Annotated in this window: 11 protein-coding genes; all 11 read left to right on the forward strand. The window is 61.6% G+C overall.

The genetic code is table 11. The annotated features are described in order from the left end of the window. The first annotated feature begins 6 nt into the window (after positions 1-6). The 11 genes from rseP to tilS all read left to right on the forward strand — a co-directional run bounded on the left by rseP (position 7) and on the right by tilS (position 14,562). Positions 7-1,359, forward strand: a complete 1,353-nt coding sequence (gene rseP, locus J7655_RS07335) for a sigma E protease regulator RseP (RefSeq protein ID WP_230927207.1) — start codon at positions 7-9, stop codon at positions 1,357-1,359. An 86-nt stretch (positions 1,360-1,445) separates the two neighbouring features. Next, entirely contained in the window at positions 1,446-3,806 is a 2,361-nt protein-coding gene (bamA, locus tag J7655_RS07340) for an outer membrane protein assembly factor BamA (RefSeq protein ID WP_230927208.1), read from the forward strand. Between the two features lie 44 nt (positions 3,807-3,850). Continuing rightward, a complete protein-coding gene (locus J7655_RS07345) occupies positions 3,851-4,354 on the forward strand; it encodes an OmpH/Skp family outer membrane protein (protein ID WP_013716416.1) in 504 nt (167 codons plus the stop codon). After that, positions 4,351-5,412 (forward strand): UDP-3-O-(3-hydroxymyristoyl)glucosamine N-acyltransferase, encoded by a 1,062-nt coding sequence (lpxD, locus tag J7655_RS07350; RefSeq protein ID WP_230927690.1) that lies wholly within the window; start codon positions 4,351-4,353, stop codon positions 5,410-5,412. Before J7655_RS07345 ends, lpxD begins: the two co-directional genes overlap by 4 nt. 47 nt (positions 5,413-5,459) lie before the next feature. Then, positions 5,460-5,900, forward strand: a complete 441-nt coding sequence (fabZ, locus tag J7655_RS07355) for a 3-hydroxyacyl-ACP dehydratase FabZ (protein WP_017363778.1) — start codon at positions 5,460-5,462, stop codon at positions 5,898-5,900. Further along, the gene (gene lpxA / locus J7655_RS07360) at positions 5,897-6,673 is read left to right on the forward strand and encodes an acyl-ACP--UDP-N-acetylglucosamine O-acyltransferase (protein ID WP_230927209.1); all 777 of its coding nucleotides are present in this window, start codon (positions 5,897-5,899) and stop codon (positions 6,671-6,673) included. Before fabZ ends, lpxA begins: the two co-directional genes overlap by 4 nt. 5 nt (positions 6,674-6,678) lie before the next feature. Further along, entirely contained in the window at positions 6,679-7,812 is a 1,134-nt protein-coding gene (lpxB, locus tag J7655_RS07365) for a lipid-A-disaccharide synthase (protein WP_230927210.1), read from the forward strand. After that, a complete protein-coding gene (gene rnhB / locus J7655_RS07370) occupies positions 7,812-8,408 on the forward strand; it encodes a ribonuclease HII (RefSeq protein WP_230927211.1) in 597 nt (198 codons plus the stop codon). The genes lpxB and rnhB overlap by 1 nt, the downstream gene beginning before the upstream one ends. 72 nt (positions 8,409-8,480) lie before the next feature. Further along, positions 8,481-12,011 carry a DNA polymerase III subunit alpha gene (gene dnaE / locus J7655_RS07375; RefSeq protein WP_230927212.1) on the forward strand — a complete coding sequence of 1,177 codons (3,531 nt, stop codon included), beginning with the start codon at positions 8,481-8,483 and terminating at the stop codon, positions 12,009-12,011. Positions 12,012-12,148: 137 nt separating this feature from the next. Beyond that, on the forward strand, positions 12,149-13,099 hold the full coding sequence (locus tag J7655_RS07380) for an acetyl-CoA carboxylase carboxyltransferase subunit alpha (protein WP_230927213.1): 951 nt from the start codon (positions 12,149-12,151) through the stop codon (positions 13,097-13,099). Between the two features lie 140 nt (positions 13,100-13,239). Then, the gene (gene tilS / locus J7655_RS07385; RefSeq protein WP_230927214.1) at positions 13,240-14,562 is read left to right on the forward strand and encodes a tRNA lysidine(34) synthetase TilS; all 1,323 of its coding nucleotides are present in this window, start codon (positions 13,240-13,242) and stop codon (positions 14,560-14,562) included. The last annotated feature ends 60 nt before the right edge of the window (positions 14,563-14,622 follow it).

Genomic DNA, 14,622 nt, shown 5'->3' on the forward strand with positions numbered 1-14,622 from the left:
AGTGAAATGAGTGGGTTGTACATGCTGGTTGGCACCCTGATTGCCTTGGGTGTCCTGGTGACCTTTCACGAGTACGGGCACTTCTGGGTAGCCCGCCGCTGCGGCGTCAAGGTACTGCGTTTCTCCGTTGGCTTCGGTACGCCACTGGTGCGTTGGCATGACCGCCAGGGTACCGAGTTCGTCATAGCGGCCATTCCTCTGGGCGGCTACGTGAAGATGCTCGATGAGCGCGAGGGCGATGTGCCGGCCGAGCTCGCCGAGCAATCGTTCAATCGCAAGAGCGTGCGCCAGCGCATCGCTATCGTCGCTGCCGGCCCGCTGGCCAATTTCCTGTTGGCGCTGCTGTTCTTCTGGTTCGTCGCCATGCTCGGCAGTCAGCAGGTGCGCCCCGTCATTGGTGCAGTGCAGGCGGACAGCCTGGCCGAGATGGCCGGCTTGCGTGCCGGGCAGGAGATCGTCGCGGTCAATGGTGAGGCCACCAGTGGTTGGGCGGCGGTCAATCTGCAGCTGGTCAGGCGCCTGGGCGAGAGTGGTGCGCTCGACCTGCGTGTGCTCGAGCCCGGCTCGACGGTTGAGACGGCCAAGCAGGTGCAACTGGACAACTGGTTGCGCGGCGTCGATGAGCCGGATCCGATTGGCTCGTTGGGTATTCGTCCCTGGCGTCCCGTGCTGGAGCCGGTGTTGGCTGAAGTCGATTCCAAGGGGCCGGCCCATGCGGCAGGTTTGCGCGAGGGCGACCGTCTGCTCGCGCTTGACGATGAGCCACTGGCCGACTGGCAGGAACTGGTCGACCGCGTGCGGGCCATGCCGGGCGAGGCGATTACCTTGCGTGTCGAGCGCGACGGGCAGGCGCAGGACGTGCAGCTGACCCTGGCCTCGCGCGGTGACGGCGAGGCGCGCACAGGTTATCTGGGGGCGGGGGTACAGGGTGTCGAATGGCCGCCGCAGATGCTTCGCGAGGTGCGTTACGGCCCACTTGAGGGTGTGGTCGAAGGTATGCGCCAGACCTGGGCGATGAGCGTGCTGACCCTCGATTCGCTGAAGAAAATGCTGTTCGGTGAGCTCTCGGTAAAAAACTTGAGTGGGCCGATAACCATTGCTAAAGTGGCTGGCGCTTCAGCTGAGTCAGGGCTGGGGGATTTCCTGAAATTCCTTGCCTATCTGAGTATTAGCCTGGGGGTTCTCAATCTGCTGCCAATTCCTGTACTGGATGGTGGGCATCTGCTGTTTTATCTGGTCGAGTGGGTGCGTGGTCGCCCCTTGTCTGAGCGGGTTCAGGGTTGGGGGATGCAGATCGGCATCAGTCTGGTCATCGGGGTCATGCTACTGGCCCTGGTCAACGACCTCAGCCGCCTGTGAGCATTGCTGAATCACGTTCTTGAGTTTTAAAAGAAGTGTCGCCTAAGCGGCAGTTTTTATCGTCAGTTGGAATAAGAAAGGACTTCATGAAACGTCTGCTGCTACCTGCGGTACTGTCCGCATTGATGATCGCCGAAGTTCACGCCGAGTCCTTCACCATCTCCGATATACGCGTCAATGGCCTGCAGCGGGTTTCCGCCGGCAGCGTATTCGGCGCGCTGCCGCTCAATGTCGGCGAGCAGGTCGATGATCGCCAGTTGGTCGACGCTACTCGCTCGCTGTTCCGCACCGGCTTCTTCCAGGACATTCAGCTCGGGCGCGATGGCGACGTGCTGGTGGTTACCGTGGTCGAGCGTCCCTCCATCTCCGGTATCGAGATCGAAGGCAACAAGGCCATCAGTACCGAAGATCTGCTCAAGGGGCTGAACCAGTCCGGCCTGGCCGAAGGCGAGATCTTCCAGCGCGCCACCCTCGAAGGTGTGCGTAACGAACTGCAGCGCCAATACGTGGCTCAGGGCCGCTATTCGGCCGAGATCGAAGCCGAAGTGATTCCGCAGCCGCGTAACCGCGTTGCGCTGAAGATCACCATCAACGAAGGCACCGTCGCCGCTATCTCTCACATCAACGTGGTCGGCAACACGGTTTTCACGGATGAAGAACTCTCCGATCTGTTCGAGTTGAAGACCACCAACTGGCTGTCCTTCTTCCGCAACGACGACAAGTACGCCCGCGAAAAGCTGTCCGGTGACCTTGAGCGTCTGCGTTCCTACTACCTGGATCGCGGCTACATCAACATGGATATCAGTTCCACCCAGGTATCCATCACCCCGGACAAGAAGCACGTCTATATCACCGTCAACGTCGAAGAGGGTGAGAAATACAGCGTGCGCGAAGTGAAACTGTCCGGTGACCTCAAGGTGCCGGAAGAAGACGTGCGTGCACTGCTGCTGGTTCAGGAAGGGCAGGTGTTCTCGCGCAAGATCATGACCACCACCAGCGAGCTGATCACCCGTCGTCTGGGTAATGAGGGTTACACCTTCGCCAACGTCAACGGCGTGCCGGAAGCGCACGACGAGGACAACACCGTTTCGATCACCTTCTTCGTCGATCCGGGCAAGCGTGCCTACGTCAACCGCATCAACTTCCGTGGCAATACCAAATCCGAAGACGAAGTGCTGCGCCGCGAAATGCGCCAGATGGAAGGTGGCTGGGCCTCGACCTACCTGATCGATCAGTCCAAGACCCGCCTCGAGCGTCTGGGCTTCTTCAAGGAAGTCAACGTCGAAACCCCGCAGGTGCCGGGCACCGATGACCAGATCGACGTCAACTACAGCGTCGAAGAGCAGCCGTCAGGCTCCATCACTGCCAGCGTCGGTTTCGCCCAGAACGCCGGTCTGATTCTCGGTGGTTCGATCAGCCAGAACAACTTCCTGGGTACCGGTAACCGCGTCAGCATCGGTCTGACCCGCAGTGAATACCAGACCCGCTACAGTTTCGGCTTCGTTGACCCCTACTGGACCGTCGACGGCGTCAGCCTGGGTTACAACGCCTTCTACCGCACCACCGACTACGACGAGCTCGATGTCGATGTGTCCAGCTACTCGGTAGACAGTCTGGGCGCAGGCGTCAATATCGGTTATCCGATCAGCGAGACTTCGCGCCTGACCTATGGCCTGACCGTGCAGCAGGATACGATCGATACAGGTCGTTACACCGTCGACGAAATCTTCGACTTCATCGAAGCCGAAGGCGACAGCTACCTGAACTTCAAGGGTTCCATCGGCTGGTCCGAATCGACCCTGAACCGTGGCGTGCTGGCCAATCGTGGTCATTCGCAGAGCCTGGTGCTGGAAACCACCATTCCAGGTAGTGACCTGTCGTTCTACAAGCTCGACTACCGTGGTCAGGTCTTCACCCCGCTCAGTGACAACTACACCCTGCGCTTCCATACCCAGCTGGGTTATGGCGACAGCTACGGCAGCACCGCCGAGCTGCCGTTCTACGAGCACTACTATGCCGGTGGTTTCAACTCGGTACGTGGCTTCGAGGACAGCAGCCTGGGCCCGCGTAGTACGCCGAGCTCCGGTAACAAACCCGGCACGCTCCGCGATCCGGATCAGGATGCGCTGCCGTTCGGTGGTAACGTGCTGGTGCAGGGTGGCGTCGAGATGCTCTTCCCGCTGCCGTTCGTCAAGGATCAGCGTTCGCTGCGTACCGCATTGTTCTGGGACGTGGGTAACGTCTTCGACACCAATTGCTCGTCCAGCCAGAAGAGACTCAGTGACAGCTGCGACATCGATTTCAGCAACCTGGCCAGCTCCGTGGGTGTTGGTCTGACCTGGATCACCGCGCTGGGCCCACTGAGTTTCAGCCTGGCCATGCCGATCAAGAAGCCGGATGAAGCCGATACTCAGGTCTTCCAGTTCTCCCTGGGTCAAACCTTCTAATTTCGTTTCATAGCAAGCCAACAGTTTTGTTGCAGGAGTGCATTGTGCGTAAGTTGACTCAACTGGTTCTGTTCACCGCCGCCCTGATCGCCACTCCGGCGTTCGCCGAGATGAAGGTGGCCGTGCTGAACTATCAGATGGCGCTGCTCGAATCCGATGCCGCCAAGCGTTACGCCGTGGATGCCGAGAAAAAGTTCGGCCCGCAGCTGAACAAGCTCAAGACCCTTGAAAGCGACGCCAAGCGCATTCAGGATCGTATGGTCAAGGATGGCGAGAAGATGCAGCAGGCCGAGCGCGAGCGCCTCGAACTCGAATTCAAGCAGAAAGCCCGTGATTTCCAGTTCCAGTCCAAGGAGCTGAACGAAGCCAAGGCCATCGCTGATCGTGAGATGCTCGCCAAGCTCAAGCCGAACCTGGACAAGGCCGTTGAAGAAGTGATCAAGAACGGTAACTTCGACCTGGTGCTCGAGCGCGGTGCGGTGATTGATGTCAAACCTCAGTACGACATCACTCGCCAGGTCATCGAGCGCATGAATCAGATGCGCTGAGCATGACGCTGACAGTTACCCTCGGCCAGTTGGCCGAGCGCCTCGGCGCTACCCTGCGTGGCGCCGAAGGCAAGGTCATCACGGGCCTGGCCACCTTGCAGGAGGCCAGGCCCGAACAGTTGAGCTTCCTGGCCAATGCCCAGTACCGCAAGTACCTGGCGCAGACTCAGGCTGGTGCCGTGTTGCTGACTGCCGACGATGCCGAAGGCTACGCCGGTGATGCCCTGATCGTGGCCAATCCCTATCTGGCTTACGCCCAGCTTTCGCACCTGTTCGATCCCAAGCCCAGGGCTGCTGCCGGCATCCATGCGACCGCTCAGGTCGCCGGTGATGCTCAGGTCGATCCGAGTGCCAGTATCGGCCCTTATGCAGTGATCGAGAGCGGTGCCCGTATCGCTGCCGATGTCAGTATCGGCGCCCATTGCGTGGTCGGTGCGCGTAGCGAGATCGGTGAGGGCGGCTGGCTGGCGCCACGTGTGACGCTGTATCACGACGTAAAAATCGGCAAGCGTGTGGTGATCCAGTCCGGTGCCGTGATTGGTGGCGAGGGCTTCGGTTTCGCCAACGAGAAGGGCGTCTGGCAGAAGATCGCCCAGATTGGCGGCGTAACCATCGGCGATGACGTCGAGATCGGCGCCAACACCACGGTGGATCGCGGTGCGTTGTCCGATACGCTGATCGGCAATGGCGTGAAGCTGGATAACCAGATCATGATCGCGCACAACGTGCAGATCGGTGATAACACCGCCATGGCTGGCTGCTGCGGTATTTCCGGCAGCACCAAGATCGGCAAGAACTGCATGATCGCCGGTGGCGTCGGCATGGTTGGCCATATCGAGGTGTGCGACAACGTGTTCGTCACCGGGATGACCATGGTGACCCGTTCGATCACCGAGCCGGGCGCCTATTCTTCGGGTACTGCCATGCAACCGGCGGGCGAGTGGAAGAAGAGCGCGGCCCGTATTCGTCAGTTGGACGAGATGGCCAAGCGCCTGCGCGAGCTGGAAAAACAGCTGGCCGCCGTGACCCAGACGGCGAACGTCTCATCTGATGCCTGAGCACGGCATGACCGTGCTCTTTTCTTTTCTTACAGGCTTAACCGGACATGATGGACATCAACGAAATTCGTGAATATTTGCCGCACCGCTATCCGTTCCTGCTGGTGGATCGCGTCGTGGACCTGGACGTCGAAGGCAAGACTGTTCGCGCCTACAAGAATGTCAGCATCAACGAGCCGTTCTTCAATGGCCATTTTCCCGAGCATCCGATCATGCCGGGCGTGTTGATCATCGAAGCCATGGCTCAGGCCGCCGGGATTCTCGGCTTCAAGATGATGGGCGTTAAACCCGCCGATGGCACCCTGTACTACTTCGTCGGCTCTGACAAGCTGCGCTTCCGCTCTCCCGTTACGCCTGGTGATCAGCTTGTACTGGAGGCGAAGTACCTGAGCGACCGCCGCAGCATCTGGAAATTCGAGTGCCGTGCCACTGTCGATGGCAAAGAGGTCTGCTCCGCTGAAATCATCTGTGCGGAACGCAAACTATGAGTTCGATTGACCCTCGCGCCATCATCGACCCCAGTGCCAGACTGGCCGACGACGTCGTCGTCGGCCCGTGGAGCATTGTCGGGCCCGATGTGGAAATCGGCGAGGGTACAGTCATCGGCCCGCACGTTGTACTCAAGGGGCCGACCGTAATTGGCAAGCACAACCGCATCTACCAGTTTTCCTCTGTGGGTGAAGATACGCCCGACCTGAAGTACAAGGGTGAGCCGACGCGCCTGGTGATCGGCGATCACAACACTATCCGCGAAGGCGTCACCATTCACCGTGGCACGGTGCAGGATCGCAGTGAAACGACCATCGGTGACCATAACCTGATCATGGCCTATGCCCACATCGGCCATGACAGTGTGATCGGCAATCATTGCATTCTGGTCAACAACACCGCCCTGGCTGGCCATGTCTGGGTCGATGACTGGGCGATCTTGTCCGGTTACACCCTGGTGCATCAGTTCTGCCGCATCGGTGCGCACAGCTTTTCCGGCATGGGCACCGCCATTGGCAAGGATGTTCCAGCTTTCGTTACCGTGTTCGGTAATCCGGCCGAGGCACGCAGCATGAACTTCGAGGGCATGCGTCGGCGGGGTTTCTCTACCGAGGCCATCGCCGCGCTGCGCAAGGGCTACAAGCTTGTTTATCGCCAGGGTCTGACCGTCGAGCAGGCACTGGCCGAGCTGGCCGAGTCTGCTGCGCAGTTCCCGGAAGTGGCGATCTTCCGCGATTCGATTCAAGCCTCCACGCGCGGCATCACGCGCTGATACCTATGAGCAGACCTCTTCGCGTCGCACTGGTCGCCGGTGAGGCGTCCGGTGACATCCTCGGCTGCGGCTTGATGCAGGCCATCAAGCAGCGCCACCCGAATGCCGAATTCATTGGCGTCGGTGGCGCGCGCATGGAAGCCGAAGGCCTGAACTCCTATTTCCCCATGGAGCGCCTGGCCGTGATGGGCCTGGTCGAGGTGCTCGGCCGGCTGTTCGAGCTGCTTGGGCGTCGTCGGCAATTGGCGCGTGACCTGATCGCCGCACAGCCGGATGTGTTCATCGGCATCGATGCGCCTGATTTCAACCTTGGCCTCGAGCTCAAGCTGCGCCGCGCCGGAATCAAGACCGTGCACTATGTTAGCCCGTCCGTATGGGCCTGGCGGCAGAAGCGCGTGCTGAAAATTCGCGAAGCCTGCGACCTGATGCTGACCCTGTTCCCGTTCGAGGCGCAGTTCTACGACGAACATCAGGTGCCGGTGCATTTCGTCGGTCATCCGCTGGCCGATGCGATTCCGTTGCAGGCCGATCGTGCTGCTGCGCGGGCGACGCTGGACCTGCCGCTGGACGAGCCGGTGGTGGCCTTGATGCCGGGGAGCCGTGGCGGTGAGGTTGCGCGCCTCGGTGAGCTGTTTCTTGATGCCGCGATTCGCCTGCGTGCGCTGCGTCCGGGGATTCATTTCCTGCTGCCTTGCGCCACGCTCGAGCGCCGCGAGCAGCTGGAACAGATGCTGGCTGGGCGCGATTTGCCGCTGACACTGCTCAACGGCCGTTCCCACGAAGCCCTGGCTGCCTGTGATGCGGTGTTGATTGCTTCGGGCACCGCCACTCTGGAGGCATTGCTGTACAAGCGTCCGATGGTGGTGGCCTACCGTGTGGCGCCGCTGACCTACCGGATTCTCAAGCGCCTGGTCAAAAGCCCCTATATCTCGCTGCCCAATTTGCTGGCCGAGCGTCTGCTGGTGCCCGAGCTGATTCAGGATGCGGCCACGCCCGAGGCGCTGGCTCAGGCCGTGGCGCCGCTGATCGATGGTGGTCAGGTGCAGACCGAGGGCTTTGATCTGATCCACCGTGCGCTGCGCCGTGATGCCTCGTTATCGGCGGCTGACGCGGTGCTCAAGCTGGCCGGGCGCGACTGATGCAGCTGGGGCTCGATTTCACCCTGGTTGAGGAACTGGTCGCCGGCGTTGATGAAGTCGGGCGTGGCCCGCTCTGTGGGGCGGTGGTCACGGCGGCGGTGATCCTCGACCCGGCGCGGCCGATTCTTGGCCTGAACGATTCGAAGAAGCTCACCGAGGCGCGTCGCACGGTGTTGTTCGATGAGATTCGCGAGAAGGCTCTGGCCTGGTGCATCGCCCGCGCCGAGGTCGAGGAGATCGACCGCCTGAATATCCTGCACGCCACCATGCTGGCGATGCAACGTGCCGTCGAAGGCTTGAGCGTCACGCCGAAACTGGCACTGATCGACGGCAACCGTTGCCCGAAACTGGCAGTGCCCAGCGCCCCGGTGGTCAAGGGCGACAGTCGCGTGCCGGCCATCGCAGCGGCCTCGATCCTGGCCAAGGTCAGCCGTGACCGCGAGATGGTGGAGATGGATCGCCTCTATCCCGGTTACGGCATTGCCGGCCACAAGGGCTACCCCACACCAGTTCATCTCGAAGCGCTCAAGCGCCTGGGGCCGACGCCGATTCATCGGCGTTCGTTCGGCCCGGTGCGCGCACTGCTCGAAGTCTGAGCCACTGGCCCTCAGCCAGACCCGCTTAGGCTACAATTCGCGCTTTGTCGTTTTCACTTGCAAGGCCGCCTCATGACCCAAGCGTTCGTCCATCTGCGTCTGCACACCGAATACTCCCTGGTCGATGGCCTGGTGCGGGTCAAGCCGCTGATCAAGGCCGTTGCCGGGGCCGGCATGCCGGCGGTGGCGGTCACCGACATGAGCAACATGTGCTCACTGGTGAAGTTCTACAAGACGGCCATGGGCGCCGGGGTCAAGCCGATCTGCGGCGCCGATATCTGGATGGCCAGCGCCGAGGAAGACGGCCCGCTGACGCGCCTGACCCTGTTGGCGATGAACGCCAAGGGCTACCGCAACCTTACCGAACTGATCTCTCGTGGCTGGGCCGAAGGGCAGAGCAACGACCTGGTGATCATTCAGCGTGACTGGGTCAAGGAGGCCGCCGAAGGCCTGATTGCCCTGTCCGGCGCGCGTGAGGGTGAAGTCGGCATGGCGTTGCTGGCCGGTGACGAAGCCTTGGCCGAGATGCGCCTGCGCGAGTGGATGGCGGCCTTCCCTGAGCGCTTCTACCTGGAAGTGCAACGCACCAGTCGCGTCGGCGACGAAGAATACCTGCATGCCGCCGTGGCGCTGGCTGATCGTGTCGAGGCGCCACTGGTGGCCACCAACGACGTGCGGTTCATCAAGCAGGACGACTTCGAGGCGCACGAAACACGCGTCTGCATCGGCGAGGGTCGTACGCTTGATGACCCGCGTAGGCCGCGCAATTACTCCGATCAGCAGTACCTGAAAAGCACCGAAGAAATGTGGGAGCTGTTCTCCGATCTGCCAGAAGCACTGGAGAACACCGTCGAGATCGCCAAGCGCTGCAACATCGATGTGCAGCTTGGCAAATACTTTCTGCCGGACTTCCCCACGCCCAATGGCATGGGCATCGACGACTACCTGCGCCACGCCTCCTTCGAGGGGCTGGAAGAGCGTCTCCAGGTATTGCTGCCCAAGGACACGCCGGATTACGAGGCCAAGAGGCAGGTCTACATCGACCGCCTCAACTTCGAGCTCGACATCATCATCCAGATGGGTTTCCCCGGTTACTTCCTGATCGTTATGGACTTCATCCAGTGGGCCAAGAACAACGGCGTGCCGGTCGGCCCTGGCCGGGGCTCGGGTGCCGGTTCGCTGGTGGCCTACGTGCTGAAGATCACCGACCTTGACCCGTTGGCCTATGACCTGCTGTTCGAGCGTTTCCTCAACCCGGAACGGATTTCCATGCCTGACTTTGACGTCGACTTCTGCATGGATGGCCGCGACCGGGTGATCGACTACGTGGCCGAGAAGTACGGGCGTAATGCGGTGAGTCAGATCATCACCTTCGGCTCGATGGCGGCCAAGGCGGTGGTGCGCGATGTGGCGCGGGCGCAGGGCAAGTCCTACGGCCTGGCTGACCGTCTGTCGAAGATGATCCCCTTCGAAGTGGGCATGACCCTGGAGAAAGCCTACGAGATGGAGGAGCCGCTGCGCGACTTCCTCAAGAGCGACGAGGAAGCCCAGGAAATCTGGGACATGTCGCTCAAGCTCGAAGGCGTGGTGCGCGGCACCGGCAAGCACGCTGGTGGTGTGGTTATCGCACCGACCAAACTCACCGATTTTTCGCCGATCGCCTGTGACGAAGAGGGCGGCGGCCTGGTGACCCAGTTCGACAAGGATGACGTCGAGCAGGCCGGCCTGGTCAAGTTCGACTTCCTAGGTTTGCGTACGCTGACCATCATCAAATGGGCGATGGAGACCATCCACCGTATCCAGAAGCGCGACGGCGCGCTGGATGAGGATCTGGTCAACATCGACTTCATCCCGCTGGATGACAAGAAAACCTACGACATGCTGCAGAAGGCGGAGACCACTGCGGTCTTCCAGCTTGAATCGCGCGGCATGAAGGAGCTGATCAAGAAGCTCAAGCCCGACTGCCTGGAAGACATGATCGCACTGGTGGCGCTGTTCCGCCCTGGCCCGCTGCAATCGGGCATGGTGGACGACTTCATCAACCGTAAGCACGGTCGTGCCGAGCTGTCCTACCCGCACCCGGACTACCAGTACGCTGGCCTGGAGCCGGTGCTCAAGCCCACCTACGGCATCATCCTGTACCAGGAACAGGTGATGCAGATCGCCCAGGTGATGGCCGGCTACACCCTCGGCGGCGCGGACATGCTGCGTCGTGCCATGGGTAAGAAGAAGCCCGAGGAGATGGCCAAGCAGCGCGGTGGCTTCATCGAAGGTTGCGCCAACAATGGCATCGATGCCGAGTTGGCCGGTAACATCTTCGACCTGGTGGAAAAGTTCGCCGGTTACGGCTTCAACAAGTCGCACTCGGCCGCTTACGGTCTGGTGTCCTACCAGACTGCCTGGCTCAAGGCGCATTACCCGGCGCCGTTCATGGCCGCGGTGCTCTCGGCGGATATGCACAACACCGACAAGGTGGTTATCCTGGTCGAAGAGTGCCGCAACATGAAGTTGCGCATCGACCCGCCGGATGTGAACGTTTCCGAGTTCAAGTTCACGGTCAACGATGACGGCCGTATCGTCTACGGTCTCGGTGCGGTCAAAGGTGTGGGTGAAGGGCCCGTGGAGGCCATCGTCGAATGCCGTGCCGAAGGTGGGCCGTTCAAGGATCTGTTCGACTTCTGCAACCGCGTCGACCTCAAACGCATCAACAAACGCACCCTGGAGGCGTTGATCCGCAGCGGCGCACTGGATCGCCTCGGCCCCTATTATCAGGACGAGCTCAAGGCTTATCAGGCCAGCGTGGACAAGAACCGCGCCGTGCTGCTGGCGTCCATGGAAGAGGCCGTGCAGTCCGCCGAGCAGACCGCGCGCAGCGCCGAGAGCGGCCACATGGATCTGTTCGGCGGGCTGTTCGCCGAGCCCGAGGCGGACGTCTACGCCAACCACCGCAAGGCCCGCGAGCTGCCGATCAAGGAACGCCTGAAAGGAGAGAAGGACACCCTGGGCATCTACCTGTCCGGCCACCCCATCGACGAATACGAAGGCGAGATTCGCCGCTTCGCCCGTCAGCGCATCGTCGAACTCAAGCCGGCGCGCGACACCCAGGCCATCGCCGGGATGATCGTCAATCTGCGGGTGATGAAGAACAAGAAGGGCGACAAGATGGGTTTCATCACCCTCGACGACCGCTCCGGGCGTATCGAGGCCTCACTGTTTGCCGATGCCTTCGCCAGCAACCAGGCGCTGCTGCAGAACGATGCACTGGTGGTGGTCGAAGGTGAAGTCAGCAACGACGACTTCTCCGGCGGTTTGCGTCTGCGTGCCAAGCGCGTGATGAGCCTGGAGGAGGCGCGCACTGGCCTGGCCGACAGCCTGCGGCTGAAGGTCGCCGGTGAGGCATTGAAGGGCGATCGTCTGCGTTGGCTGGCCGAGCTGTGCAGCAAGCACAAGGGCGCTTGCCCGGTGACCGTCGACTACAGTGGCGAGGAGGCGCGCGCCTTGCTTCAATTTGGCGATGCTTGGCGAATCGACCCGGCCGACACTTTGATACAGGCATTGCGTGACCAGTTCGGGCGCGACAACGTCTTTTTGCACTACCGCTGATATGCGAGAGGAAAATTCCTCTTCGTGACAGCAAAGGCACCCGAGGGTGTCGACCCGCTGCGCCCTATCCCTTAAGGTAGGGCGCCTAATGGATACAGCTCCCCGGCCACTTGGCCGTCGACGCAAGACGGATGACTATGAACCCGAATTTCCTCGATTTCGAACAGCCGATCGCCGACCTGCAAGCCAAGATCGAAGAGCTACGCCTGGTTGGTAATGACAATTCGCTGAATATCGGCGACGAGATTGCCCGCCTGCAGGACAAGAGCAGCGCCCTGACCGAAAGCATCTTCGGCAACCTGACCAGCTGGCAGATCGCGCAGCTGGCGCGTCACCCACGCCGCCCCTACACCCTGGATTACATCCAGCACATCTTCACCGAGTTCGACGAGCTGCATGGTGATCGTCACTTCTCCGACGACGCCGCCATCGTCGGTGGTGTGGCGCGTCTGGGTGATCAGCCGGTGATGATCATCGGTCACCAGAAAGGCCGCGAAGTACGCGAGAAGGTGCGCCGAAACTTCGGCATGCCGCGCCCGGAGGGCTACCGCAAGGCCTGCCGCCTGATGGAAATGGCCGAGCGCTTCAAGATGCCGATCCTCACCTTCATCGACACCCCTGGCGCCTACCCGGGTATTGATGCCGAAGAGCGTGGCCAGAGCGAGGCCATCGCCTGGAACCTGCGGGTGATGGCGCGCCTGAAAACCCCGATCATCGCCACCGTTATCGGTGAAGGTGGCTCCGGCGGTGCGCTGGCCATCGGTGTCTGCGACCAGCTGAACATGCTGCAATACTCCACCTACTCGGTGATCTCGCCGGAAGGTTGCGCCTCGATCCTCTGGCGCACTGCCGAGAAGGCGCCGGATGCTGCCGAAGCCATGGGCATCACCGCCGAACGCCTGAAGGATCTGGGTATCGTCGATCAGGTGATCGCCGAGCCTCTCGGCGGCGCGCACCGTGATCCGGTCGCGGCATCCGAGTCTATCCGTCAGGAGCTGACCAAGCAGCTCGCCAGCCTGCAGAAGCACGATACCGACGCGCTGCTCAAGCGTCGTTACGATCGCCTGATGAGCTACGGCATCGCCTGAGGCTCTCAGCGGCTGTTGTAGGGTGCGCTGTGCGCACCAATGGCTGTAGTCGTCGGTATCCTGGTGCGCACCGCGCACCCGACGATATCTATCGCACACCACCACGGGCCTTCGGGCCCGTTGTTGTTTAAGCTTGGCCGATGACCGATCTCAGCATTCGCCTGCGCCAGGCCATGCAGCCGTGGCACACGGCTCCTGCCTGGCGTATTGCCTTCTCCGGTGGCCTGGACTCCAGCGTGCTGCTGCATCTGCTCGCCGATTGGGCGCGGCACGAGGATCTGCCGCCTCTCTCCGCCATTCATGTCCATCATGGCCTGCAGCCGGCGGCCGATGCCTGGCCGGAGCATTGCGCGCAGTTTTGTGCCCGCCTGGATATTCCCTTGGAGGTCGTCAGGGTGCAGGTGGCGCCCGGGGCAAGTCTGGAGCAGGCCGCGCGGCGGGTGCGTTATGCAGCGTTCGCTGAGCGACTGGGCTCTGGCGAGGTATTGCTTGGCGCCCAGCATCGTGATGACCAGGCCGAAACCCTGTTGTTTCGTCTGTTGCGGGGCGCTGGCGTGCGCGGGCTGGCGGCGATGCCGGTCAGTCGGCCGTTGGGGCAGGGCAGCCTGGTTCGGCCGCTGCTCGAATGCTCACGGGCTGAGTTGCAGGCCTATGCGCAGAGGCGTGGGCTTGCCTGGGTCGAGGATCCGAGCAACGCCGACGAGCGTTTCAGTCGCAATTTCCTGCGTAGGCAGGTGATGCCGCTGCTGGCCGAGCGCTGGCCGCAGGTGACGGCAAGCCTTGCACGCAGCGCCGGCCATCTGGGCGAGGCCCAGCAACTGCTGGAAGAGCTTGCCGAGATGGACCTGTTGGCTGCGCGTGGCGTTTGCGCATTTCCCTGGTTGCCTTTGCCTTCTCTGGATTTGTCGGCCGTTACCGCGCTGAGCGATGCGCGTCAGCGCAATTTGCTGCGGCATTGGCTGGCGCCCTTGAGCCGCATGCCCGATAGCGATCACTGGGGCGGTTGGTGTGACCTGCGTGATGCGGCCACGGATGCGGCGCCGATCTGGAAACTGGCCGATGGCGAGTTGCACCGTGCCGATGGGCGGCTTTGGTGGCTCAGTGGTGAGTGGCTGCGGCCGCTCGATTCACTCGATCTACCCTGTGACTCGTTTTCCGAATCGGTCGAACTTCCCGGCAATGGTCATGTGCATCTACAGGGCGAGTTGCCGCAAGGTCACTGGCATTTGCGTTACCGCCAGGGCGGTGAGTCGCTGCAGCTGCCGGGGCGTGGCCGGCGTGATCTCAAGCGTCTGCTCAATGAGCTGCGCGTGCCGGCATTCGTGCGCCCACGCCTGCCGCTGCTGTTCGATGGCGATGAGCTGATGGCGGTGGCGAACCTGTCGCAATCGTCAGAAATCCAGGCTGGCGGGGCGACTCTGCACTGGTCGCCGCCTATCGGCGCGCAAGGTTTGAGCTGGTAAGGCCTTTCGGGTAGACTACGCTCCCGTCTTAATACAGCTTTTGCCGACTCCCTCAGGGAG

Source organism: Pseudomonas wenzhouensis, from assembly GCF_021029445.1.
In the GTDB taxonomy this organism is placed as follows: Bacteria; Pseudomonadota; Gammaproteobacteria; order Pseudomonadales; family Pseudomonadaceae; genus Aquipseudomonas; species Aquipseudomonas wenzhouensis.